We start from the raw sequence: 24395 nt of genomic DNA on the forward strand, positions 1-24395 counted from the left end.
TTCCCATATAGAACGCTAACTCACTGTTAGGCGGAGCACAAGGGCCGAACGGCGCATCCAGGCTTCACCGCCGCCCCCACCTAGGATGGACAAATGACCCCGACAGCCGGCAGCGCCCAGGCTTCCCCGTCCCAGACGTTGTCGCGCGGCATCCGCGCCCTCGAAATCCTGGCCGATGCCCAGCACCCGCTCACCATCGCCGAACTGGCCGACGCCATGGGTGTGCACCGCTCCGTGGCCTACCGCATCCTCCGCACCCTTGAAGACCACTCCCTGCTGGTGCGCGACGACGGCGGCCGGGTCCAGCCGGGCCCCGGCCTTGCCGTCCTGGCCCGGGGAGTTTCGCGGAACCTGCAGACGGCGGCGCTGCCGGAGCTCACCCAGCTCGCCAATACGCTGATGATGAGCGCCTTCGTTGCCGTCTGGGACCACGCGGAATGCGTCACGCTGGTCACCGTGGATCCGCGGCACACCGGCGCCACCGTCGTCCAGCACCCGGGCTCCCGGCATCCAATCAGCGCCGGCGCACCCGGGATCGCGATCCAGTCGGCGCTGTCTGAAGAGGAATGGGCCGCCGCCGCCCCCGGCATTCCCTACCGGGCCGAGGCGGCCGAGGCGCGCCGCCGGGGTTATGCCGCCAGCCACGATGAGGTCATCTCCGGCGTGTCCTCGCTGGCGGTACCGGTCCGGGTTCCGGGCGGGCGTCCGGCGGCTCTCGCGGTTGTGTATATCCGCGCCGCCCAGGACCCCGGCGAGGTCGCCGCGGCCCTGGCCGCCAGCGCCCGGCGCATCGAGAGCCAGCTGGGCTGACAGCGGCGGGGGCGCTCCCCCGCCGGCCGCGGACTCCTTCCGGGAATGCTTGACAAGCGGCCCCGTCTCGGGCAGTTTGTATCGTATACGATTTCATACTCAATGAGGAGATGTGATGGCCGAGCACTACATTCCAGACGACCTTCCGACCCGGATCCGCCACTACATCGACGGCGAGTTCGTTGACTCCGTCAGCGGCCGGACCTTCGATGTCCTGGATCCGGTCTCCAACACCAACTACGCCACCGCCGCGGCCGGCCAGAAAGAGGACATCGACCTCGCCGTCGCGGCCGCCCGCAAGGCCTTCACCGCCGGGCCGTGGCCGAAGATGAAGCCGCGGGAACGCGCCCGCATCCTGAACAAGATCGCCGACGCCGTCGAGGCCCAGGAGACCCGGCTGGCGCAGCTGGAGACATTCGACACCGGCCTGCCGATCACCCAGGCCAAGGGCCAGGCCCTCCGCGCGGCGGAGAACTTCCGGTTCTTCGCGGACCTGATTGTGGCGCAGTTCGACGACGCCATGAAGGTCCCCGGCGCGCAGATCAACTACGTGAACCGCAAGCCGATCGGCGTCGCGGGCCTCATCACGCCGTGGAACACCCCGTTCATGCTGGAGTCCTGGAAGCTGGCCCCGGCGCTGGCGAGCGGCAACACCGTGGTGCTCAAGCCGGCGGAGTTCACGCCGCTCTCCGCCTCGCTGTGGGCGCAGATCTTCAAGGACGCGGGCCTGCCGGACGGGGTGTTCAACCTGGTCAACGGCCTCGGCGAGGAGGCCGGCGACGCGCTGGTGAAGCACCCCGACGTGCCGCTGATCTCCTTCACCGGTGAGACCACCACCGGCAAGACGATCTTCCGCAACGCCGCGGAGAACCTCAAGGGCCTGTCCATGGAACTGGGTGGCAAAAGCCCGGCCATCATCTTCGCGGATGCTGACCTGGACGCCGCGATCGATTCCACCCTGTTCGGCGTCTTTTCCCTGAACGGCGAGCGTTGCACCGCCGGCTCCCGCATCCTCGTCCACCAGGACATCTATGAGGAGTTCTGCGAGAAGTACGCCGCCCGGGCGAAAAACATCGTGGTCGGTGACCCGCACGATCCGAAGACCGAAGTCGGCGCCCTGGTCCACCCCGAGCATTATGACAAGGTGGCCCGGTATGTGGAGATCGGCAAGACCGAGGGCCGGCTGCTGGCTGGCGGCGGGCGGCCCGAGGGGCTTCCGACCGGCAATTACATCGCCCCGACCGTCTTCGCCGACGTCATGCCGGACGCGCGGATCTTCCAGGAGGAGATCTTTGGTCCCGTCGTCGCGATCACCCCGTTCGCGGACGACGCCGAAGCCCTGACCCTGGCGAACAACACCCGGTACGGGCTGGCCGGCTACGTCTGGACCAACGACCTGACGCGCGCGCACAACTTCTCACAGAGCCTCGAGGCCGGCATGGTCTGGCTCAACAGCCACAACGTCCGCGACCTGCGCACGCCCTTCGGCGGGGTCAAGTCCTCCGGGCTCGGCCATGAGGGCGGCTACCGCTCCATCGACTTTTACACCGACCAGCAGGCCGTCCACATCACCCTCGGCACCGTCCACACCCCGAAGTTCGGTGCCGCGGCGGCGCAGTAGCGCCCGGCACCTGCCTCCCCCGCCTGCGCCCCCACCGGCGCACCACTCCATCCCGTCTGCCCCACACTCAATGAGGAGTCCCGATCATGGCCACCGATATCATCACCCCGACCGTTCCGGCACCGGACATCGTCCGCTGCGCCTACATGGACCTTGTGGTCACCGACCTGGCGAAGTCCCGAGCGTTCTATGTGGACCTGCTCGGCCTGCACGTGACCTACGAGGACGAGGATGCCATCTATCTGCGGTCCCTGGAGGAGTTCATCCACCACAACCTGGTTCTGCGCAAAGGTCCGGTGGCCGCCGCCGCGGCATTCGCCTACCGTGTCCGCACCCCCGGGGATGTGGACAAGGCCGAGGCATACTTCGCTGAGATGGGCTGCCGCACGGAACGCCGCAGGGACGGCTTCGCCCGCGGCATCGGCGATTCCGTCCGCGTGGAGGACCCGCTGGGCTTCCCCTATGAGTTCTTCTACGAGGTGCAGCACGTGGAACGGCTCACCCAGCGCTACGATCTTTACTCCGCCGGCGAACTGGTCCGCCTGGACCACTTCAACCAGGTCACCCCGGACGTGCCGCGCGGCCGGAAGTACCTCGAGGACCTGGGCTTCCGCGTCTCCGAGGACATCAAGGACTCCAACGGCGTGACCTACGCGGCGTGGATGCACCGCAAGCAGACCGTGCACGACACCGCGCTGACCGGCGGCGACGGGCCGCGGATGCACCACATCGCCTTCTCCACCCACGAGAAGCACAACATCATCCAGATCTGCGACAAGATGGGCGCGCTGCGCATCTCGGACCGGATCGAGCGGGGTCCGGGCCGGCACGGGGTGTCCAACGCCTTCTACCTGTACATCCTGGACCCGGACGGCCACCGGGTGGAGATCTACACGCAGGACTACTACACCGGTGATCCGGACAATCCCACCATCACCTGGGACGTGCACGACAACCAGCGCCGCGACTGGTGGGGCAACCCGGTGGTCCCCAGCTGGTACTCCGAGGCCTCCCTGGTCCTGGACCTCGACGGGAACCCGCAGCCGCTGGTGATCCGCACCGACAGCAGCGAGCTGGCCGTGACGGTCGGCGCCGACGGTTTCGCCTACACCCGGGAACCCGGCGAGGAGCGCGGCTTCAAACTCGGCACCCAGCTCTAGCCCCGGTTGCCCTGTCACTTATGGTCCTTCTCAGCGCTCAGAGCAGCTCCAAGTGATAGGGCATCCGAGGGCTCGTGGGGTCAGCCGGCGGCCGCCGTCCCGTTCCGCCGGTGGAGTACGACGGCGGCTGCCGCTCCGAGCAGGAACAGGGCCGTGGCGGCGCACACCGGGACCAGGAATGCCGTGGCGTAGCCCTGGTGCTGCGCCAGCTGCCCCGCGATGGACGAGCCGATCGCGGTGCCGGCCACGATGCCGCTGGCCAGCGCGGTCATGACGCTGCCGAGTTTTCCCGCCGGGGCGACGAGCCCGCCGATCGCGAAGACCGTGACCATCAGCGGACCCACCGGGAGGCCCAGGACCAGGAGCACCAGGATCATGGGCAGCGCCGTCGAGGGCAGCAACAACAGCAGCGCCAGTCCGGCCATCAGCGCCGCGCAGGCCAGCCAGCGGGCATTGGCGGTGAACCGCCGGGGCCAGTAGGCCACCGACAGGGCTGCCGCGGCGGAGCTCAGCCCCATCACCGCGTAGAGCAGGCCCGCCAGTTCGGAGGTCGCGAAGCTGGCCGAGAAGGAACTCAGCGACGTCTGGGTGGAGCCGAAGAACGTGCCCATGCAGACCATGGCCAGCACGGGTAGGGCGACGGCCGCGAAGGCGCCCGCGCGCTGGCCGGCCGGCCGCGACGCCCGGCGCTGTTTCTCCCGGGCGGCACCGGCCGCGGTCCGCGCATGCGTCCGGACCACGGCGTGATGGGTGGGGTGCACGGCGAAGGCCGGAACGAGCGTGATGGTCAGGACCGCGGCGAGGGCGAGCGGCAGCCACGGCGCGACCACGCTGGCCAGGATCCCCACCAGCGCCGGGCCCAGGACGAAGGTCAGTTCGTCGGCGGTGCTTTCGTAGGACAGCGCCGTGTCCAGGTCCGCGGGGCCGGCGTTGCGTCCGCCGCGGGAGGTCAGGGCCATCCACCGGACCCGGGCCAGCGGTCCCACCTGCGGGCAGCTGGCCCCAGCGGCGAAGCCGGCCAGCAGGACCGGACCGGCGGCGGCGGTATCCTGTCCGCCGGGAATCAGGTAGGCGGCGAGGATCAGTACGATGACGGCGACGGTGTTCAAGACGGCGGCGACCACGAGGACGGGGCGCTGGCCCCGGCGGTCCGCCAGGGCGCCGAGGATGGGGGCGCCGAGCGCCGAGCCGATGCCGACCGCGCCGGCCGCCATGCCGCCGACGGCGTAGGAGCCGGTGACGGCGGTGACCAGGGTGAGGGCCCCGACGGTGAGCATCGCGAGCGGGAGCCGGGCGAAGAGCCCCAGGGGGATGAAGCTTCGGCCGGCCAGCAGCGGCAGCCGGGCGTACCGCCCGGGTGCGCGCGGTTCCGGCGGGCCGGAAGCAGGACCCGGCGGGCCGGAGGCCGGTCCGGCAAGGGCTGCGGCGTTTTCAGGACAGGATGGCGCCGCCGAAACGGGCGCCTGGGAGGGCGTTGAAAGGGTCATGATTCCGGGTTCGTTCAATGGTGCGCATCGTCCCTCCTCCCGATGCGCGCGACCCGGTAACTCACCCATTGTAGCCGCAGGCGTGCCCGCTCGCGCAGGCCCGGCGGCCGGGCGCGGGCGCGGATCAGACCGGGGCGTCGTCGGAGATGTGCAGGGTGGAACCGTTGCGTCCCTTGACCACCTGGAGCTGGGTGCCGATGCGCTGTTTCATTTCCCCGACATGGCTCACCAGGCCGACGACGCGCCCGCCGTCCCGGAGCCCCTCCAAGGCGTCCATGACCTGCTCGAGGGCCTGTTCGTCGAGGCTGCCGAAGCCCTCGTCGACGAACAGCGTCTCGATGTCCACACCGCCGGATTCCTGCTGCACCACATCCGCCAGTCCCAGGGCCAGCGCGAGCGAGGCCATAAAGGACTCGCCGCCGGACAGGGTTGCGGTGTCGCGCCGCTGCCCGGTCCATTCGTCCACCACCTCCAGGCCGAGGCCGGACTTCGCGCCGCGGGCCGCCTTGGCGTCCGTGTGCTGCAGGGTGTAGCGGCCGTCGCTCATCCCGATCAGCCGCTCCGAGGCCGCCACGGCCACCTGTTCGAGCCTCGCGGCGAGCACGTAGCTGTTCAGGCTCATGCGGTAGCTGTTGTCTCCCGTGCCGCGGGCCGCGTCGGCGACGGCGGTCAGCAGCTGCGCCCGTCTGCGCGGTTCCCGTCCGGACTCGGCAAGCTGCGCGTAGTTGGCGGCGATGGCTCCCAGGGTCCGCACGGATTTTTCCGCCAGGCCGGCTGCGAGCTCCGCGTCCCGGGCTGAACGTTCCGCCGCAGCGGCGTCTGCGCGGAGCTGGTCCACGAGCCCCTCGACGAGAGGTCCCTCTGTTTCCAGCTCCTGCGAGGCCAGCACAAGTTCCTCGCTGGCGAAGAGTTCCTCGATCCGGGCCGCTTCGTCCTGGCCGGAGCGGACGGCGGCTTCCAGTGCCGCGGCGTCCGCGGCCGGGAGCAGCACGGCCCGGGCCGCGTCCGCGGACTCGAAGCCGGTGCCCGGAAGCGCCAGCTCCAGCTGCAGCCTGGCGTCGGCGGAACGGGCCGTGGCCTGTTCCAGCCGGGTCCGCGCCGCATCGGCGCGTTCCAGCACGGCGGCGGTGCCGTCCAGCGCTGCGATGCGCCTGGCCAGGACCGTGTGGCCCGCCCGGAGTTTGTCGAGGGCCTCCTCGAGGGAGTCGGCCTGGTCCCGGACTTCCGTGAGGGTGGATTCGGTCTGGGCGATGCCTGCCGCCGCGGCCGCCTGGTCCTGTTCGGCGCCGGCGATCTCCTGTTCCAGTTCGGTGTGCCGTGCGCGGCTGGCGGCAAGCTCCGCCGCGGCGCGGCGCGCCTCGGCGGCACGTTCCTTTGCCAGGCTGGCCTCGAGGGTGGCGTCCTCGGGCTCGGTGTCGCCTCCCTGGGCCGCCAGCACGGCGAGGGCCTGCCGGGCCTCGGAGAGTTCGCGGTCGAGCGCCGCCAGCGCGGCTTCCGCCACCTCGCAGGCGCGCTGCGCGGTTTCCTCGGCCTCGGCCACGGTCAGGGCGGAGGCCGCAGCCGGGGCAGGTGCCGGGTGTTCGGGGCTGCCGCACACGGCACACGGGACGCCGGGCTCCAGCTGGGACGCGAGTTCCGCGGCAGCGTTGGCCAGCCGTTCCTCGCGGAGATCGAGCCACCGCTGGCGGCGGTCCTGGTACTCTTCCCGGGCGCGGCCGTGACGTTCGGCGACGGCTCCGCAGTTCTTCCCGGCCGCGGCGTAGCGCCGGACCAGGACCAGCAGTTCCTCCGCGGCGGCGGCCTCTTTCGTCCGCAGCTGCACTTCGGCGGCGAGTTCTTCGAGCGGACGCAACCCGGCGGCCAGGGCGTCGGACTCCCCGCGCAGGGCGGCCAGGGCCGCCGCCCCGGAGGTCCGTCCCTCTTCCAGCTGCGCGAGGCTGAGGCGCAGCTGTGCGGTGCGGCTCCTGAGTCCGGCGAGCCTGGCCTCGTCGGGCAGCCGCTCGTCCAGCACCGCGCGCAGGGACCGCAGCCCGCGCAGCGCGGTCCGCAGCGCGTCCCCGTCGAAGGCGGAGCTGCCGGAGGCGGAGCCGTCGAAGGTGGTCTTGCCGGTGCCGCCGGGGCTGTCAGGCTCCGGGTCGGCGGTGCCGCCCGGGGTCCCGTTCCGCAGCGCGGCGAGTTCGGGGTCGGTGAGGGCCGCGGTGCGCAGGTCTTCCGCGGCGGCGGCCATGGCAGCGGCAGCCAGGGCCTCGGCCGTTCCGGCGCTATCCACCGCGTGCAGTTGGCCGCTGAGGACTTCGGCCTGGCGGTGCAGCCTTAACTGTCCGTTCTTTGCGGCAGCTGCGGGGGCGGCGGCCTCAGCCTCGGCGCGACGGCGTTCCGCCGCCGCCAGCTTGGCCTGGCGGGCGGCACGCGCTGTCTCGGCGTCCCGGGCGGACAGGCGGCCGGCCCGCAGCACCTCGGCCTCCAGCGCGGCGGCGCGGCGCTGCTCTGCGGCGGTGCCGGCCTGCACCTGGAGCCAGGCGAGGAAGGCATCCGGGTCGGTCCGGTCCGGGGCGGCGGTGGGGTCAAGCTCCAGCGTGGCCGTTTCGGATTCCGCCTGGGCGAGCAGGAGCTCCAGCTGATTAGTGAGGCTGGCGACGTCGGTGCGGGCAGCCTGGGCCTTCCGGCCGAGTTCCTGTTCCACGGCCTCGAAACGCTGGGTGCCGAAGAGGCTCTGCAGCAGTTCGAGGCGGTCGGCGGCCTTGGAGCGCAGGAAGGCGGCGAAGTCGCCCTGCGGGAGCATCACCACGCGGGTGAACTGGTCCCGGTTCATGCCCAGGACGTCGGTGATCTCGGCGCCGGCTTCGTCGTTGCGGCCGGACTTTTCGATCCATTCGCCGTCGACGCGTTCGCGGAGCAGGGTGTTGGCCTGTTGGACGGTGAACCCGTTCCGGCCCCTGGCGCTGGGTTTGTCCCAGGCGGGGGAACGGGAGACTTCGAAGTGCCGGCCGCGGGCGGAGAACTCGCAGGTGACGCGGGGCTCGGCCGCGGCCTCGGCGTGGTCGCTGCGCAGCCGCTTGCCGTCCTGCCGCGCCCCGGGCACGGACCCGTAGAGCGCGAAGCAGATGGCGTCCAGCACGCTGGTCTTGCCGGCCCCCGTGGGACCGTTCAGCAGGAACAGCCCGTGGGCGCTCAGCCGGTCAAAATCAATGTGTTCGGTAGCGGCGAACGGTCCGAAAGCGGAAATCTCGAGACGGTGGATCCTCACAGCGAAATTCCTTCCAGGCGCACGGATTCCAGGGCTTCGGCGAGGATCGCCGCCTCACCGTCGTCGGCGGCCCGGCCGCGGACGTGTTCCAGGAAACCGCAGCAGACGGACAGGTCGTCCTCGGCCTCGGCAAGCCTGCTGCTGTAGGTGGTTTTGGCGGCGGCGCCTGCACCTTCAGGGTCGAACCCCAGCACCAGGGTGTCGGGGAACCGCGAGCGCAGCCGTTCCATCGCCTGCGCCGGACGCTGGGCGTCCGTCAGGGTGATCTGGCAGTAGGCGGATTCCGCCCAGGCATGGTCCTCGGCCGCGAGCAGTTCCTCCAGTCTGCCCCTCAGCACGGCCAGCGTCCGGGGCGCCTCCCACAGCACCTCGCGGACCTCTCGGACGCCGGCCGCATCGACGTCCACGAGCCAGCTGCCTTTTTTGTGCTTCGCTTCGGAGAAGGAGTACGCGAGCGGTGAACCGGAGTAGCGGACAGCGGGCGAGAGTTCCTGCCGGCCGTGCAGGTGGCCCAGTGCCGTGTAGCCGAAGCCGTCGAAGAGGTCCAGCGGGACGGCGCCGACGCCGCCGATGCTGAGGTCCCGCTCGCTGTCGGAACTGATGCCGCCGCTGGCGAAGGTGTGCGCGAGCACCACGGAATGGACGGTCCGGGTTCCGGCCCGGGCCGCGAGGTCGGCGCGGATCCGGGCGGTGGCGGCCCGGGTCACCTCGAAGTGGCTGGCGGTGTCGACGCCGAGCTGTTCGGCCACGAGCCGCGGTTCCAGCCAGGGGATGCCGTAGACGGCGAGTACCGCTCCGGCGTCCGGATCAGCAGCGTCGAGCGGGAACAGCACGGGCTGGTCCAGCTCGCTGAGCCGGGTGCGCAGGTGCACTCCCCCGCGTTCCAGCAGCCGGGAGGCGAAGCCCAGCCGGATGGCCGAGTCGTGGTTGCCGCTGGTCAGCACCACCTCGGCGCCCGCGCCGGTCAGGCCCACCAGGGCGTCGTCGAGCAGGCGGACGACGTCGACTCCGGGCAGGGCGCGGTCGTAAACGTCGCCGGCGATCAGGACGACGTCGATTGCCTCGTCCCGGACGAAGGTGACGAGCTGGTCGATGAACGCGCGCTGGGCGTCGAGCATCCCGACGCCGTGGAACGACCGGCCCAGGTGCCAGTCCGATGTGTGCAATAACCGCATGTTCCTACGGTATCGGCTGGCACCGACAGGATTGCGCCACCGCACCGGGGCGGCAGCGGGAGCGGGGGGCGGACTAGTCGCCGCGCTTGTCGAAGAAGTCGCGGGCCTCGTCCTGGCTGGCAGTGCGGGCCTCCCCGGCCGTGCGGCTTCCGGGTGCTGGCGTGGCTGTTGTGACCGCCGGTGCCGCGGCCACGGCCTCAGACCCGGCCATACCGGACTCGGCCAGGAGGGCGGCGTCGTCGTCCACCGCATCAGCCGTGTCCGGTGTGCCCGCCGTGTCCGGCGCCGGAACCGCTGCCGGCGTCAACAGGCCAAAGCCGCGGAACACCAGTCCGGCCAGGGCCGCGCCCAGCAGCGGGGCAACCCAGAAGAGCCACAGCTGCCCGAGCGCGTCGGGACTGCTGAAGAGGGCCGACGCGGTGGCTCGGGCCGGGTTGAAGGGAGTGTTGCCGGCCGCCTGGCCGATCTGCAGGAGCACGGCCATGGTCAGGCCGACGGCGAACGGTGCCGCGAGCCGCGACGGGTTCCGGGCCGCCGTGCTGCCCAGGTAGACGGCCACCAGCAGGGCGGCGCCGACCACCTCGATGAGCAGCACACCGGCCAGCGGCACCTGGATGATCGAATTCTCGCCGAACCCGGCGGTCACCGTGTCAAAGGCGGTCCTGGTGTCGGCGATGTTGGGGACGGTGCTCAGGATCGCGAAGAGTGTCACCCCGGCGAGCAGCGCACCCACCAGCTGCGCGCCCACGTACGCCGCGGCGTCAGCGGGCCGGAGGCTGCCCGCAATGGCGCTTCCGGCCGTCACCACGGGATTGAAGTGCCCGCCGGAGAGGTACCCGAACGCCAGCATCGCGGCGGTCAGCGCCAGCCCCGCAGCCAGCGAGGCGGACAGCGCGTTCGACTGCGGAATGGTGAACAGCGGAACGCCCAGGCCGGCGACCACCACGAAGAAGGTCCCAAAGGCCTCGGCGGACAGCCGGCCCCACCGCCCGGGACGGGCCGGGTCGGGGGTGGCGGCCGGCCCGTCGGGTGACGCGGGGGCTGACGCAGGCGTGATCATGTGCGGGAATTCCTTTGCTTGGGGTCAGCGAGCAGTCTGCCAGCGGAGTCTGGACGTTGGCTGGACCCGGGGTTAGCGGCTCAGCGTCCCAGCGCAATCGCGGCGACCGCAGTGCCGCCCAGCACGACCACCCCGGCGGCGGCCCAGCGCATCAGCGAGCGCGGCGGCGCGTAGGAGGAGTGCCGGAGCTGCCGTGCCCGGGCCAGGACACAGAGGCACAGCACCACAGTGGCCACCACCGCCGTCAGGGCGCAGACCCCCAGATAGTCCGTGGTTCCCGTCCCTGCCCGGGTGGCGGGGGCGGGATCGGTTGCCGCGACCGCCCAGCTGCGCCAAATCAGCACGTCGGCCGCAAAGAGCGCCAGCAGCGTCCGGCTCCACGACAGCGAGGTCCGCTCCGGCTGCAGCCCGGGGTCGCGGACGGCCCCGGCGCTCACCGCGCCACCAGGAGCAGTACGGCCAGGACGAACGCCGCGGCCGCAACCCCTACCGTCATCACTAGCATCACACCGGAAAACGGCAGCTCGCGGTTGTTGCGCATGGCCTCTTCCATCTGCGCCCAGCGGCGGTAGGCCACCACGGCCAGGACGGCGCCGATGACCGCCAGCGCCACGCACAGGGAGATCCGCAGCGGGGCCGGGGCGATGTCCGGGAACAGCTGGTCGATGGCCAGGGCCCCCACGATCAGCGCCAGGGAGGTCCTGATCCAGGCCAGGAACGTCGTTTCATTGGCCAGCGAGAACCGGTAGTCAGGGGTGGATCCGGTCTTCCGCCACGCTGGTTCGCGCATTCGTCCCCTGCTGTCCCGGTGTTGACTTTTGCGGCGCCGTACGCTGATGGCCGGCTCCTGTCCGGGGCCGGGGGTAAAATTCTAAGTCATGAGCACCGAGCCCGTCACTACCCCCGGACCATCACCGACGCCGTCGCACGCCTCCCGGATCCACGGGTGCCTGCTGGGCGGCGCGCTGGGTGATTCGCTCGGGTACGCCGTCGAATTCGACGACATCTCCGCCATCCGCGGGAGGTTCGGCCCGGGCGGGCTGCAGGACTTTTCCGCGCTCGACGGCGGCAGCCACTTTTCGGACGACACGCAGCTCACGCTCTACACCGTGGACGGGCTGCTGGAGGCGCTGGAGTGGGCCAACTCGGGCGTGGCCGCGGACACGAACGCGTGCCTGTGGCTCGCGTACCTGCGCTGGCTCGCCACCCAGGATGTTCCCGTCCCGGAGGCCGCGCCGTTCCAGCCGCCCCGCTGGATCGATTCCCACGGCGTCCTCAAGCACCGCCGCGCGCCGGGGAACGCCTGCCTGAGCGGGCTGGCCACCGGGGAAATGGGAACATTCTTCCGGCCGGTCAACCCGGACTCCAAGGGATGCGGCACGGTGATGCGCTCCGCCCCGTTCGGCCTCATCCCCTACATCGCCGCCGACGCCATCTACAAGCTCAGCGCCGACGCGGCCTCGCTCACCCACGGGCACCCCGCGGCCCGGCAGAGCGCCGGGATCTTCAGCCTCGTCATCCATGCCCTGACCGCCGGGCAGGGCCTGCGGGAGGCAGCGGACTACGCCCTCGGACAGCTGGACGCCGGCCACCTGCGCAAGGGTGAGGAACCCGACCCCGATGTTGTCGCCCGGCTGGAGGCCGCCCTCCGGCTTGGCACCGCCGGCGTGGTGCTGGAGCCCGAGGACCTGGTCCGCGAGCTCGGCGAAGGGTGGGTGGCGGAGGAGGCACTCGCCGTCGCGCTGTACGCGGTCCTGGCCACCGCGCCGGGTCCGACGGCGGCTGCCGGGCACCCGGAGGCCCACTTCCGCGCGGCCATCGCCGTCGCGGTGAACCACAGCGGCGACAGCGACTCCACCGCCTCGATTGCCGGCAACATCCTCGGAACGTTCTACGGGGAGGACTGCCTTCCGGCGCAGTGGCTCGAAGCCCTGGAGGCCCCGGAGGTCATCCGGGGCATGGCGTCGCAGCTGGCAGCGGTCACCGGAGCCTGACCGGGAAGTGACCCGGCGCCTGCCGATACCCGGCGCCGGCTGGTGCACAGGGCGGGGTGGCCCGGGACCTCAGGCGCGGCGGAGCGAAATGTTGTTGCAGGCCTCGCACACGTCCTCGGGGATCAGGCCGCGGCGCTGCAGGAAGCCGAAGATGGCGCAGCCGAGGCAGAAGCCCGCGAACGCTTCCAGCGACGCGGCGACAATCAGGACCGTGAGCAGGATCCAAGCGGCCGGCGCCAGCCCCAACGCCAGCAACAGGGCCGCCGCGGTGGACACGGCGGCGCCGATGCCCTGGGCGAAGCGCTTCGGCGGGCCCGGGACCAGCCGGGTCTTGCCCAGCCGCGGCGTCAGGACCTTCACGGACAGCTGGGCCAGCGGCGAGATCCGCGGGCCGAACAGGACGCGCAGCCAGAACCCCGCGGCGATGACGGCCAGGCCCCAGCCGAAGCCGGTCAGCAGCGTCAGCACGGACAGCAGCACCACAAGCCCGGCCGTGATGCGGGCCGCATACTCATTGACCGGGTTCGGAAACGCGAAGACCCTCCGCCAGCTTATGCCGCCCCTACCTGCAGTCGACGATGCAGGCGCGGGCGTGGGAGGTGCCGCGGTCAGTTTGCTCATCGTCCAAGGCTAGGAGCAGGACCGCCCCGGGCGGAATGATTGTTGCGCAGTATGACCCACGGCGCCCTCGACCGGCAGGGTCAGGCAATCGCCGCGGAGGCGACGTGGCCGCCCACCATCTGCAGGAATTCGCCCTCGGAGAGGACCTCGATCCGCTGGCCCCGTTCGTGGAGCTCCAGCACGCGCCGGGCCTTGCCGGTGAGGCGGCCGGAGCGCAGGTCGGCGGCCACGAAGCCGTCCCCCACCACCAGGACGGTGGTGCGGGCCGTCACCCGGCTCTCCGGCCTGGCGCCGAGTTCAGCGGACCGGATCTTCGCCTCGGGGCGGGGGATGGCGAGTTCGCCGGTGAACACCACGGTCTGGCCGAACAACGGGTGGCCGGTTTCCGCGAAGGCGTTCGGCAGCGGGTTGGCGCCCTCTTCCGGCCAGCCGGGCTGGTAGGCCCGGGCCGGAGCCGCTGCAGCCGGTCCCCCGGCGAGGGCGTCCAGGGCTGACTGGCTGGCCTTGGAGAGCGGGTCCCGCAGCGGGTCGAACGCCGGCTGGCGGGACACCGTCAGTCCCAGGGACAGGAACAGCTCCGCGATGCTGCCGGCACCGTTGCGCGCGGCAATGTCGATCAGGATCCCGGCGCAGGCGCGCGCGTCCTCGGCGGCGTCGTGGTGGTTGACCAGCGGAACTCCGGCCTCCTCGGCCGCGTAGGGCAGGGAATTGGACACCAGGGAGTAGCAGCGGCGGGACAGCATCACCGTGCAGACATAGTCATACGCCGGGCCGGCCAGTCCGGAGACCTCCAGGCCGGAGCGGATCACACCGAGGTCGAAGGCGGCATTGTGGGCGGCGAGCACGTCGCCGCCGATGAACGCGCCGATCTCCGGGAAGAGCTCACCGAAGCGCGGCAGCCCGGCCACCTGTTCGGGCCTGATGCCGTGTATCCGGACGTTGTTGTGGTCGAAGCGGTCGTGGTTTTCCGGCGGCCGCATCAGCCAGGAGGCCTCCTCGACCACCACGCCGCCGCGCACTTTGCTCAGGCCAACAGCGCACGGTGAACCGCGGAAGCCGTTCGCGGTCTCAAAGTCGATCGCTGTAAAGTCCAAACCCACGCTCCAACATTACCGCCGGATTCCGGCCCGCCCCGCCCAGGCCTCGCCCGTGCCGTGCCCGTGGCACCGCCCATGCCGCGTCATTTACCTGCCCTTCGCCCGCCCGCCGGGAGCGCCCGACGGCGGCCGTCCAGTACCCTTGACAGGTGAACCTTTTAGCTTTGAGCGACTTTGCCGTGTCCACGATCGGCGGCGCAGGCCCGGTACAGCCGCAGCTGGCCTCCTTCCTGCCCGACTGGCTGAACCCCCAGGTCTTCCTGGCCGACCCCGCCCTCGCGCCCTGGGTGGTGCTGCTGGTCTGCGGCATCATCTTCGCTGAGACCGGCCTGCTGATCGGCTTCTTCCTGCCGGGCGACTCGATGCTCTTCACGGCCGGGCTGCTCGTGGCCACCGGAACCATCAAGTTCAACATCTGGGCTTTTGTCGGACTGATCATCATCGCAGCCATCATCGGGAACCAGATCGGCTACCTGATCGGATCCAAAGCCGGCCCGGCCATCTTCAACAAGCCCAACTCCCGGCTTTTCAAGCGGGAAAACGTCGAAAGCGCCCATGCCTTCTTCGAGAAGCACGGCGGCAAGGCCCTGATCCTGGCCCGTTTCGTGCCGATCATCCGGACCTTCGTCCCGGTGATCGTGGGCGTCGCGCAGATGGACAAGCGCAAGTTCTTCTTCTTCAACGTCATCGGCGCGCTGCTGTGGGGCGGCGGCGTCACCCTGCTGGGCTACCTGCTGGGCGACACGTTCCCCTGGGTCCGCGAAAACCTGGACATCATCTTCATCGTGATCGTCCTGGTCTCCGTGATCCCGATCGGCATTGAGGTCGCCCGCGGCTTCATCGCCAAGCGCCAGGCCGACAAATACGGCACGGACCTCGTCGAGGAGTTCATCGAGGAGCACGAGCCCGAAGAGGAACGCAAGACCCCGTAACTCCGGCACCGGTCGAGCTGGCCCGGCTAACAGCCCAAAAGGAAGGCGCCCCACAATGTGGGGCGCCTTCCTTGCTTAACTGTCCGTTGTCGGACACGACGGCGGCAGCGGCTACCGCCCGGACAGCGCCTCCACAATCGCCGGGAGCAGCGCCCGGAACGCGTGCCCGCGGTGGCTGATGGCGTTCTTCTCCGCCGGGCTCAGCTCCGCGCAGCTGCGTTCCAGACCGCTCGGCTGCAGCACCGGGTCGTAGCCGAAGCCCCCGGCCCCGCGCGGTTCGCGCAGCAGCGTCCCCTCGAGCTGCCCGTACTCGACAACTTCCCGGCCCTCGTCCGGGCTTGAACCAGGCACCGCCAGCGCCGCGGCGCAGACAAACGCGGCGCCGCGGTACTCGTCGGGAACGTCGGCCAGCTGGTCCAGCAGCAGCCTCAGGTTTGCGGCATCGTCCCCGTGGCGGCCCGCCCAGCGGGCCGAGAAGATGCCGGGCGCCCCGCCGAGCACGTCGACGGCGAGGCCGGAATCGTCGGCGATCGCCACGAGCCCGGTCGCCTGCGCCACCGCGCGCGCCTTGAGCAGCGAATTCTCGGCGAAGGTCACACCGGTCTCGGCGACGTCGGGGGCGCCTACCGCGCCCGCATCCACCACCTGGGTGTCGACGTCGAGGCCGGGCACCTGCCCGCGCAGCAGTTCTCGAAGCTCCCGGAGCTTGCCCTGGTTGTGCGTGGCGAGCACCAGCACCGGCGCGGCGGCGCGCTCGGCCGTTTCCTGCCCGGCAGCGCCGGCTGTCACGGGGCTTCCGCCAGGGTTTCGCGCTGGATCGCGGCGAGCTGCTCGGTGCCCATCAGCGCGAGGTCCAGCAGTTTGTTGAGCTCGTCGCGGTCGAAGGGGGCGCCCTCGGCGGTGCCCTGGACTTCAACGAACTTGCCGGAACCGGTGACGACGACGTTCATGTCGGTCTCGGCCCGGACGTCCTCCACGTACGGCAGGTCCAGCATCGGGACTCCGTCGATGATGCCCACGGAGACGGCGGCGATTGTGTCGACCAGGGGCTGGGCGTTGCGGGCGATCATCTTGTTCTCGCGGGCGAAGCGGATGGCGTCGGCCAGCGCCACGTAGGCGCCCGTGATGGCGGCGGTGCGGGTTCCGCCGTCGGCCTGCAGGACGTCGCAGTCCAGCACGATCGTGATTTCGCCCAGGGCCTTGGTGTCAATGATGGAACGCAGCGAGCGGCCGATCAGCCGGGAGATCTCGTGGGTGCGGCCGCCGATTTTGCCCTTGACGGACTCGCGGTCGGAGCGGGTGTTGGTGGCGCGCGGCAGCATGGCGTATTCGGCCGTGACCCAGCCGCGGCCCTCGCCCTTGAGCCAGCGCGGAACGCCCTCGGTGAGGGAGGCGGTGCACAGCACCCGGGTGTTGCCGAACTCGATCAGGGCCGATCCCTCGGCCTGCTTGGACCAGCCGCGGGTGATGCTGATCGGACGGAGCTGATCGGGGGTACGGCCATCGGCGCGGATGATAGGGGCAGTCAGGGCTTCGGAAGTCATGCCACCAGCTTATCGACCCTTAGCGGGCCAACAGAGCACGCCCGGCCCGCCCGGGCCGCCCGGAGCAGTCCGGACCAAGGAGGGGCGCGGGCTCAAATCGTGTAGTGCACGCCTGCCACGGCCACTGCCACGTGCTGGCCGAAGACGCCCTTGGCCTCGGCCATAACGGTGGTCGGGGACGTCCAGACCGGGATGTGGGTCAGCAGCAGCCGCCGGGCGCCGGCGGCGACGGCGGCCTCCCCGGCCCGCTTGCCGGTCAGGTGCACGTCCTTGATGCCGTCGTCGCGGCCTTCCTCGAACGCCGCCTCGCACAGGAACAGGTCGGCGTCGCGGGCCGCGTCCTCCAGCCCGCCGCAGGAGTCGGTGTCGCCCGAATAGCTCAGCACCCGGGTGACGGGGTTGCCGTCCTTATCCGGCTCGGTGACCTCCACACGGAGCGCGTACGCCTCCTCCACCGGGTGGTTGACGGCGTACGGGGTGACCGTGAACGGGCCCATCGTCACGGGCTTGCGCTCGGACCAGTTGCTGAAGTCGAATTCCTCGTGCATGCCCGGGTCCAGTTCCAGGCCGTAGGCGGTGGCCATCCGGTCGGCGGTGGCGGCGGGCCCCCAGACCGGGATCCTGCCCCGCCCCCAGCCGCCGGGCTTCCAGCGCACCGCGACGTGGAGCCCGCACAGGTCCATGCAGTGGTCAGGATGCAGGTGGGTGAGGAAGATCCCGTCAATGTCCTCAAGGTCCGTGTACCGCTGGATGGCACCGAGCGCGCCGCTGCCGAGGTCCAGGACGATCTTCCAGTTCCGCTCGCCGTCGCTGGCGGTCAGCAGGTAGCACGACGCCGGCGAGCCGGGCCCCGGAAAGGATCCGGTACAGCCCACGATGGTCAGCTTCACAGCAGTGTTCCCCCGCCCGCGGATCCGCCCACGAAGTTGGAGATCCGGGGGCGTCCCGCGCCGGCCTGCGCGGCGGCGATCATTTCCGGCGTGATCCGGGCCAGGCTGCCCGTGGGGTACTGGGCCGCGACGTGGTCGACGTGGCGGACGCTGAGCACTTCGGGTCCGAGGAAGCGCCGGGCGAGGTGCTCGAACTGTGCGGCGTCCCCCGTGGCGATGAAGTTGTGCGACGGGGCCGAGGCGTCGGTCCGTTCCAGCCCGCGGGAGGCCAGCGCCCGGTAGACGTCCTTGGCCGTCTCCTCGGCGCTGGAGACGAGCGTGACGTCCTCCCCCATCACATAGGAGATGACGCCGGTGAGCAGCGGATAGTGCGTGCAGCCCAGTACCACGGTGTCCACCCCGGCGGCCCGGAGGGGCTCGAGGTATTCTCGGGCGACGGCGAGCAGTTCCGGCCCGGTGGTGATGCCGGCCTCGACGTAGGGCACGAAGGCGGGGCAGGCGGCGGAGGTGATGTGCAGGTCCGGGGCGGCGGCGAAGGTGTCCTCGTAGGCGCGGGAGCCGACGGTGGCCGAGGTGCCGATCACGCCGACCCGGCCGCTGCGCGTGGCGGCGACAGCGCGGCGCACGGCCGGCTGGATCACTTCGATGACGGGGATCCCGTAGCGGGCCGTGTAGCGTTCCCGGGCGTCGCGGAGCACGGCGGCGGATGCGGAGTTGCAGGCGATGGTCAGCAGCTTCACGCCGGAGTCCACCAGCTCATCCATCACGCCCAGGGCATTGGCCCGGACCTCGGCGATGGGGAGCGGACCGTAGGGGCCGTTGGCCGTGTCGCCGACGTAGAGGATGGATTCGTTGGGCAGCTGGTCGATGATGGACCGGGCCACGGTGAGTCCGCCGACGCCGGAATCAAACACACCGATGGGACGCGATCCCATCCGGGTGGCGGTCTGGCTGCTGGTGCTGTTGCTCGCTGGGGAGTCCGCAACAGCTCCCGCTGCCGGATCCATGCTCGATGCTGAAGTCATGATTATTCGAGGATAGGGCTTAGCCGGGGGTGCGGCCATCTCATTGTGTCGTCCGACTCATGTCGAATGTGTCACACGCCGCGGCAGGCTGCGCGGCCCGCCGTCACCCGGCGGCACTCAGCCGGCACTCAGCCGCTACCGGCCGCAGCTCAGCCGCGCGTCTCCAGCGACTGCAGCATCGCCTGGACGAGGGATTCCTGCAGCCAGGTGGTGAAGTTGTAGACTAGGGCCAGGTAGCTTTCGACGTCCTCGGCCTGGGACCAGTCCTGCATCAGGTGCACGTGCCCGGCGTCCTCGTCGTCGCGGATGTCGAGGCGTTCGGCCAGCACCAGCCGGACATCGTTGAGCGCCATGGACCAGTGCCGCGCGTCGGCGGGAGTCAGGACCAGCTCGTCCTTGTCCAGTCCGAGGGACGCGGCCTTCAGCGCGCCGATCTTGCTTTCGCGCAGCGACCGCTCGGTGTACCGGCGGAACTCCAGCGAGGCGGCGTCGTCGTTCTTCGAGACGTTCGGGAGCAGCCGGCGCAGGGCACGGTCCGAGGGTTCGCGGGCCTCCGCGTCGAGTCCGACGAGCGCGGCGAGGGGGTCCTGGTTGGCGCGTTCCTCCGGTTCAAGCATGGACACAACGTCGCCGAAGAGGCTGCGCAGCAGTTCCCGTTCGGCCGGTTCCAGGTAGCCCGTGATGCCCTTGACGCCGTATTTGAATGCCTTAGCCACGTTTTCCTTTGCCCTTGCCTGATCCTCCGCCGGAGCCGCCGCCGGTGGCCTTTTCCACCGTGGCCCAGAGTCCGTAGCCGTGCATCGCGACCGCGTGCTGCTCCACCTGCTCCTTGCTGCCGTGCGCGACGATGGAGCGGCCTTTTTTGTGGACTTCGAGCATGAGCTTGTTCGCCTTGGCCTCGGAATAGCCGAAGTAGCTGCGGAACACGTAGCTCACATAGCTCATCAGGTTCACCGGATCGTTCCAGATCACAAGGTTCCAAGGGATGTCCGGGGCGGACAGGACGTCGGTCGACGTCGCTGTTCCGGTCTGGGTGCTCTCCTGGGTGTCAGGGCCGAGCGCAACGCTGAGGGTCATCTGTCCATTCTATGGGGATGATGGGCCCACGCCGGCAAGGGCCCCGCGGCGAAGCGAAGCGAGACGTGGGAGCCGGTGGGTGGGCCCACGCCGGCGAGGGCCCCGCGGCGAAGCGAAGCGAGACGTGGGAGCCGGTGGGGACTAGAGTGAATTCGTGAGTTCATCAGCTGGCTGGGACCGTCCCCGCACGTCCCTGTACACCGACCATTACGAGCTGACCATGCTGCAGGCCGCGCTGCATTCCGGCGCCGCCCACCGCAAGTCAGTGTTCGAGGCCTTCGCCCGGCGCCTGCCGGACGGGCGCCGCTACGGCATTGTGGGCGGCACCGGCCGGCTGCTGGAGGGCATTGCGGACTTCCGCTTCGGCGACACCGAAATCGATTTCCTCCGCCGCACCAAGGTGGTCAACGAGGAAACCCTGGACTATCTGGCCGGGTTCTCCTTCTCCGGGGACATCTGGGGCTATGCGGAGGGCGAAGCGTACTTCCCGAACTCCCCCATCCTGATCGTCGAATCCACCTTCGCCGAAGCCTGCATCCTCGAGACCTACATCCTCTCCATCCTTAACCACGACAGCGCCATCGCCTCGGCGGCCTCGCGCATGATCACCGCCGCCGGCAGCCGCCCCTGCGTGGAGATGGGCTCGCGCCGCACGCAGGAGGAATCCGCCGTCTCCGCCGCCCGCGCGGCCATCATCGCCGGCTTCGACAGCACCTCGAACCTGGAGGCGGGCCTGCGCTACGGGCTCAAGACCGTAGGCACCGCCGCGCACTCCTTCACCCTGCTGCACGACACCGAGCGCGAGGCCTTCGAAGCGCAGATCGCCTCGATGGGCGCCGGCACCGCGCTGCTGGTGGACACCTACGACGTCGAGGCCGCGGTGCGCACCGCCGTCGAACTGGCCGGTGACAAGCTGGGTGCGGTGCGCCTGGACTCCGGCGACCTGGTGGCGCAGGCGCAGTGGGTGCGCCAGCTCCTGGACGACCTCGGCAACGAGCGGACCCGGATCATCGTCACCTCCGACCTGGACGAGTTCGCCATCGCCGCCCTGCAGTCCGCCCCGGTTGACTCCTATGGCGTCGGCACCTCCCTCGTCACCGGCTCCGGCGCCCCGACGGCCAGCATGGTCTACAAGCTGGTCAGCCGGACGGACGACGACGGCGACTTCGTGTCCGTGGCCAAGGCCGCCAAGAACAAGACCAGCAAGGGCGGGCGCAAGTACGCGTTGCGCAAGCTCAACGAGCGCGGCACGGCCACGCAGGAGATCGTCGGCGTCGGACACCGCCCGGAGGACGACGGCAACGACCGGCCGCTGCTGCAGCAGTTCGTCAAGAACGGCGGACTCCTGCCCGGCTGGACCGGCGCGGAGGGTGTCCTCCGCGCACGCCAGCGCCATGCGGACACCATGAAGGAGCTTCCCGCTGTCGTCAACCGGCTGCAGCGCGGCGAAGCGGCCATCCCCACCATCTACGAGGAGAACTGATGTCCCGCGCCCTGATTATCGTCGACGTCCAGAACGATTTCTGCGAAGGCGGCTCCCTGGCCGTCGAGGGCGGGGCGGCGCTCGCCGGCGCGATCAGCGAGTACGTCGACGCCCACCACGGTCAGTTTGACCACGTCGTGGCGACCCAGGACTGGCATATCGACCCGGGCGCGCATTTTTCGGACGACCCGGACTTCGTCGACAGCTGGCCGAGGCACTGCGTGGCCGGAACCCGCGGCGCGGAGCTCCACCCGGACCTCGATACCGAATACATCCAGGCCTACTTCCGCAAGGGCCAGTACACCGCGGCCTACTCGGGTTTTGAAGGGCTGCTCGCGCCGGAGGACGCCGTTCCCTCCGGGGACCGGAAGCCCGGGGCCATGCCGGTCGCCGGAAGTTCGTCCGGCAGCGCGGCGGGGGCCGACGACGCCGAGGCCGCCGCCGGTGATTTCGCCGCGGGCGACTTCGCCGCCGGCGAGGATACGATCGGGCTCGACGACTGGCTGCAGAGCCACGACGTCGAGGACGTCGTGGTCGTCGGGATCGCCACCGACCATTGCGTCAAGGCAACCGCGCTGGACGGGGTGCAGGCCGGCTACTCCGTGACCGTGCTGCGGGATCTGACCGTGGGGGTCGCCGAGGATCTCGACGACGCCGTCGCGGAGATGGAACTCGGCGGGGTCGACATCGCCTGAGCGAAGTAGACTCGAAATCCCTGCCAATATCGTCTGACCCGTAAGAACCCCGGAGTACACCATGAAGAAGACCCTGACCGTCCTGATCGTTGCCGGGGCCCTGCTCGGCGCTGCCGGCTGCTCGGCCGCCCCGCAAGACACCACCGCCGAGACCTGCGCCCGGGTCCAGACCGTCGGCGCGGGTCCGACGTCCGCCGAGGACAAAGCGGGAATGATCCGCCTCGCCAACCGGCTGCGGCCCATCGAGGCCAGCGCGTCCGGGGAACTCCAGGCCCCGCTGCACTCCATCATCGAATTCCTGGACGAGTCGGCCAAGGAAACTCAGGACACCGCCAAGCTCGAAGGGATGCAGGGCAGCTACACCGCTGCCGGCCAGACCCTCAGCGAGCTCTGCGGCGCGGGCGGCCAGTAGCAGCACGCCTTCGCCGGCGGGAGTCGCAGAGAAGTTGCACAAAAAGGGACCGGGGCCGGACTGTACAGTCCGACCCCGGTCCCTTTTGTGTGCCGCGGCTGTGTGTGCCGCCGCTACTTCCGGCCGATGAACCAGTCCTGAAGCTTCCGCAGCCGGGTCTGCAGCTGTTCCTCATTGGCCTGGGCCACCGCGGGGCCGCCGCAGACCGTCCTGAGCTTGGTGTGGATGACGCCGTGAGGGGTGCCCGTGCGCGCGGACCAGGCCGCGACATTCTTCGCCAGCTCGGTGCGCAGGTCCATCAGCATGCGGTGGTCCGGCACGGCCGGTACCGCAGCCGCCGCCTGCGGGGCGCGCGCGTTCTTGCGGTTGAGCTGCTCGTGCTGGCGCTGGCGCAACAATGTGCCCACCTGATCGGCGTCGAGCAGGCCCGGGATCCCGAGGAAGTCCAGCTCGTCCTCCGAGCCCACCTCGCCGCCGGTGCCGAACTCGCCGCCGTCGAACAGCACACGGTCAAAGGAGGCCTGCGAATCCAGGGCCTCAAACTTGCCCTTCGTCAGCGAATCGGAGGCCTTCTCCTCGCGGTTCGCCTCGTCCATCAGCGAGTCCTCCGGATTGAACAGGCCGTCGCCGTCCTCCTTTTCCGGACGGTCCAGGGCGTGGTCGCGCTCGGCCTCCATGGAGTTCGCCAGTGCCATCAGCTGCGGCACGGACGGCAGGAAGACCGACGCCGTCTCCCCGCGTTTCCGGGCGCGCACGAAGCGCCCCACGGCCTGGGCGAAGAACAGCGGCGTGGCGATGGACGTCGCGTACACGCCGACGGAGAGCCGCGGCACGTCCACGCCTTCGGAGACCATGCGCACGGCCACCATCCAGCGCTTCTCGCTGGCGGTGAACTCCTCGATCTTGCTGGAGGCCTTGACGTCGTCGGAGAGAATCACCGTGGGCGACTCGCCCGTGATTTTCTTCAGCTGCCCGGCGTAGGCGCGAGCGTCCTCATGGTCGGTCGCGATGACCAGCCCGCCGGCGTCGGGAACGGTCCGGCGCACCTCGCTGAGGCGCTTGTCCGCCCCGGCCAGCACCGCTGGGATCCATTCGCCGGCGGGATTGAGCGCAGTCCGCCAGGCCTGGGACGTGACGTCCTTGGTGACCGCCGACTCGCCGAGGGAGGCCGCCATCTCCTCGCCGCCGCTGGTGCGCCAGCGCATCTGCCCGGAGTAGGCCATGAACATGACGGGCCGGACCACGTGGTCCCGGAGGGCCTTGCCGTAACCGTACGTATAGTCCGCCTTGGAGCGCCGGATCCCGTCCCGGTCCTCGGCGTACTCCACGAACGGGATCGGCGAGGTGTCGGAACGGAACGGCGTACCGGTCAGCGAGAGCCGGCGCGCCGCCGGCTCAAACGCTTCGCGGAGCCCGTCGCCCCACGACAGGGCCTCGCCGCCGTGGTGGATTTCGTCGAGGATGACCAGGGTGCGGGCCGCCTCGGTCTTGGCCCGGTGCAGCATCGGCTTGCTCGCCACCTGCGCGTAGGTGACCGCGACCCCGATGAAGCCGCGGCCGTGCTGGCCGTCGGCGTTCTTGAAGTTCGGATCGATGGCGATGCCCACCTTGGCGGCGGCATCCGCCCACTGCCGCTTCAGGTGGTCCGTGGGAGCCACAATGGTGACTCGGTTGACTATGTTGGCCTCGATCAGCATGGAGGCCACTCGGAGCGCAAAGGTGGTTTTACCGGCGCCGGGCGTGGCGACCGCAAGGAAGTCCCTGGGATGGGTGGTGAAGTAGCTGTCCAGGGCCTCCTGCTGCCAGGCACGGAGTTTGGGCGCGGTGCCCCAGGCTGCCCGCTCGGGATACGCGGGGGGAAGCACGGGTCCGCCAAAAAGTGTCTCTGTCACTTAGGTGCCCTCCATTCCGCGCACTGCTGCCGCTGCCGGAGAAACCCAAGTAAGCACAAAAAAACACCAATCTTTTCGGATGAACCGTAAGCAATCACCGGCCAGCATGGGCCGGGCATCATTCACCGGGAGAACAGGGGTCCCCGGCGCACCGCGGCACGCCTGAGGGCCAG

General features: G+C 70.2%; 23 protein-coding genes. 8 read left to right on the plus strand and 15 right to left on the minus strand.

Annotated features, from left to right (window positions below; translation table 11 throughout):
• The first annotated feature begins 93 nt into the window (after positions 1-93).
• From AC06G6_RS12755 to hpaD, 3 genes are all read left to right on the plus strand, one after another.
• On the plus strand, positions 94-810 hold the full coding sequence (locus AC06G6_RS12755) for an IclR family transcriptional regulator (protein WP_463965040.1): 717 nt from the start codon (positions 94-96) through the stop codon (positions 808-810).
• Positions 811-925: 115 nt separating this feature from the next.
• Positions 926-2431, plus strand: coding sequence for a 5-carboxymethyl-2-hydroxymuconate semialdehyde dehydrogenase (gene hpaE / locus AC06G6_RS12760; protein ID WP_479822577.1), 1506 nt, complete (start codon positions 926-928; stop codon positions 2429-2431).
• Positions 2432-2517: 86 nt separating this feature from the next.
• Positions 2518-3591: a 3,4-dihydroxyphenylacetate 2,3-dioxygenase gene (hpaD, locus tag AC06G6_RS12765; protein ID WP_479822579.1), complete on the plus strand. Its 1074-nt coding sequence runs from the start codon at positions 2518-2520 to the stop codon at positions 3589-3591.
• Positions 3592-3671: 80 nt separating this feature from the next.
• On the opposite strand, the gene AC06G6_RS12770 is transcribed toward hpaD, so the two are convergent.
• From AC06G6_RS12770 to AC06G6_RS12795, 6 genes are all read right to left on the minus strand, one after another.
• Positions 3672-5078: an MFS transporter gene (locus tag AC06G6_RS12770; protein ID WP_479822581.1), complete on the minus strand. Its 1407-nt coding sequence runs from the start codon at positions 5076-5078 to the stop codon at positions 3672-3674.
• Positions 5079-5202: 124 nt separating this feature from the next.
• A complete protein-coding gene (locus AC06G6_RS12775) occupies positions 5203-8325 on the minus strand; it encodes an AAA family ATPase (protein WP_479822583.1) in 3123 nt (1040 codons plus the stop codon).
• On the minus strand, positions 8322-9500 hold the full coding sequence (locus AC06G6_RS12780; protein ID WP_479822587.1) for an exonuclease SbcCD subunit D: 1179 nt from the start codon (positions 9498-9500) through the stop codon (positions 8322-8324). Before AC06G6_RS12780 ends, AC06G6_RS12775 begins: the two co-directional genes overlap by 4 nt.
• A 73-nt stretch (positions 9501-9573) precedes the next feature.
• Positions 9574-10560 (minus strand): MIP/aquaporin family protein, encoded by a 987-nt coding sequence (locus AC06G6_RS12785; RefSeq protein WP_479822589.1) that lies wholly within the window; start codon positions 10558-10560, stop codon positions 9574-9576.
• A gap of 80 nt (positions 10561-10640) precedes the next feature.
• Positions 10641-10997, minus strand: coding sequence for a DUF202 domain-containing protein (locus AC06G6_RS12790; protein WP_479822591.1), 357 nt, complete (start codon positions 10995-10997; stop codon positions 10641-10643).
• Positions 10994-11350, minus strand: a complete 357-nt coding sequence (locus AC06G6_RS12795) for a YidH family protein (RefSeq protein WP_479822593.1) — start codon at positions 11348-11350, stop codon at positions 10994-10996. Before AC06G6_RS12795 ends, AC06G6_RS12790 begins: the two co-directional genes overlap by 4 nt.
• Positions 11351-11438: 88 nt before the next feature.
• On the opposite strand from AC06G6_RS12795, the gene AC06G6_RS12800 reads away from it, so the two are divergent.
• The gene (locus tag AC06G6_RS12800) at positions 11439-12554 is read left to right on the plus strand and encodes an ADP-ribosylglycohydrolase family protein (RefSeq protein ID WP_479822595.1); all 1116 of its coding nucleotides are present in this window, start codon (positions 11439-11441) and stop codon (positions 12552-12554) included.
• A gap of 69 nt (positions 12555-12623) precedes the next feature.
• Here the strand turns inward: AC06G6_RS12800 and AC06G6_RS12805 are convergent, their stop codons facing one another.
• The gene (locus tag AC06G6_RS12805; protein ID WP_479822597.1) at positions 12624-13175 is read right to left on the minus strand and encodes a DUF4395 domain-containing protein; all 552 of its coding nucleotides are present in this window, start codon (positions 13173-13175) and stop codon (positions 12624-12626) included.
• A gap of 80 nt (positions 13176-13255) precedes the next feature.
• Complete coding sequence (locus AC06G6_RS12810) at positions 13256-14275, minus strand: 3'-5' exonuclease (protein ID WP_479822599.1); 1020 nt, start codon at positions 14273-14275, stop codon at positions 13256-13258.
• A gap of 161 nt (positions 14276-14436) precedes the next feature.
• Between AC06G6_RS12810 and AC06G6_RS12815 the strand changes: the two genes are divergently transcribed.
• The gene (locus AC06G6_RS12815; protein ID WP_479828663.1) at positions 14437-15204 is read left to right on the plus strand and encodes a VTT domain-containing protein; all 768 of its coding nucleotides are present in this window, start codon (positions 14437-14439) and stop codon (positions 15202-15204) included.
• Between the two features lie 111 nt (positions 15205-15315).
• Here AC06G6_RS12815 and rdgB read toward each other — a convergent pair whose 3' ends face one another.
• From rdgB to clpS, 6 genes are all read right to left on the minus strand, one after another.
• The gene (gene rdgB / locus AC06G6_RS12820) at positions 15316-15993 is read right to left on the minus strand and encodes an RdgB/HAM1 family non-canonical purine NTP pyrophosphatase (protein WP_479822601.1); all 678 of its coding nucleotides are present in this window, start codon (positions 15991-15993) and stop codon (positions 15316-15318) included.
• Positions 15990-16748 carry a ribonuclease PH gene (gene rph, locus AC06G6_RS12825; RefSeq protein ID WP_479822603.1) on the minus strand — a complete coding sequence of 253 codons (759 nt, stop codon included), beginning with the start codon at positions 16746-16748 and terminating at the stop codon, positions 15990-15992. Before rph ends, rdgB begins: the two co-directional genes overlap by 4 nt.
• A gap of 92 nt (positions 16749-16840) precedes the next feature.
• Positions 16841-17638 (minus strand): MBL fold metallo-hydrolase, encoded by a 798-nt coding sequence (locus AC06G6_RS12830; protein ID WP_479822605.1) that lies wholly within the window; start codon positions 17636-17638, stop codon positions 16841-16843.
• Positions 17635-18663 (minus strand): glutamate racemase, encoded by a 1029-nt coding sequence (murI, locus tag AC06G6_RS12835; protein WP_479822607.1) that lies wholly within the window; start codon positions 18661-18663, stop codon positions 17635-17637. Before murI ends, AC06G6_RS12830 begins: the two co-directional genes overlap by 4 nt.
• A 149-nt stretch (positions 18664-18812) precedes the next feature.
• Positions 18813-19379, minus strand: a complete 567-nt coding sequence (locus AC06G6_RS12840) for a DUF2017 domain-containing protein (protein WP_479822609.1) — start codon at positions 19377-19379, stop codon at positions 18813-18815.
• Positions 19372-19740, minus strand: a complete 369-nt coding sequence (gene clpS / locus AC06G6_RS12845) for an ATP-dependent Clp protease adapter ClpS (RefSeq protein WP_479822611.1) — start codon at positions 19738-19740, stop codon at positions 19372-19374. Before clpS ends, AC06G6_RS12840 begins: the two co-directional genes overlap by 8 nt.
• Before the next feature lie 154 nt (positions 19741-19894).
• On the opposite strand from clpS, the gene AC06G6_RS12850 reads away from it, so the two are divergent.
• From AC06G6_RS12850 to AC06G6_RS12860, 3 genes are all read left to right on the plus strand, one after another.
• Positions 19895-21223, plus strand: coding sequence for a nicotinate phosphoribosyltransferase (locus AC06G6_RS12850; protein ID WP_479822613.1), 1329 nt, complete (start codon positions 19895-19897; stop codon positions 21221-21223).
• On the plus strand, positions 21223-21918 hold the full coding sequence (locus AC06G6_RS12855; protein ID WP_479822615.1) for an isochorismatase family protein: 696 nt from the start codon (positions 21223-21225) through the stop codon (positions 21916-21918). The genes AC06G6_RS12850 and AC06G6_RS12855 overlap by 1 nt, the downstream gene beginning before the upstream one ends.
• A 61-nt stretch (positions 21919-21979) precedes the next feature.
• On the plus strand, positions 21980-22330 hold the full coding sequence (locus tag AC06G6_RS12860; RefSeq protein ID WP_479822617.1) for a hypothetical protein: 351 nt from the start codon (positions 21980-21982) through the stop codon (positions 22328-22330).
• A gap of 113 nt (positions 22331-22443) precedes the next feature.
• On the opposite strand, the gene AC06G6_RS12865 is transcribed toward AC06G6_RS12860, so the two are convergent.
• A complete protein-coding gene (locus AC06G6_RS12865; RefSeq protein WP_479822619.1) occupies positions 22444-24222 on the minus strand; it encodes a DEAD/DEAH box helicase in 1779 nt (592 codons plus the stop codon).
• Positions 24223-24395: the final 173 nt, after the last annotated feature.

Source organism: Arthrobacter sp. CJL-S3, assembly GCF_056711635.1.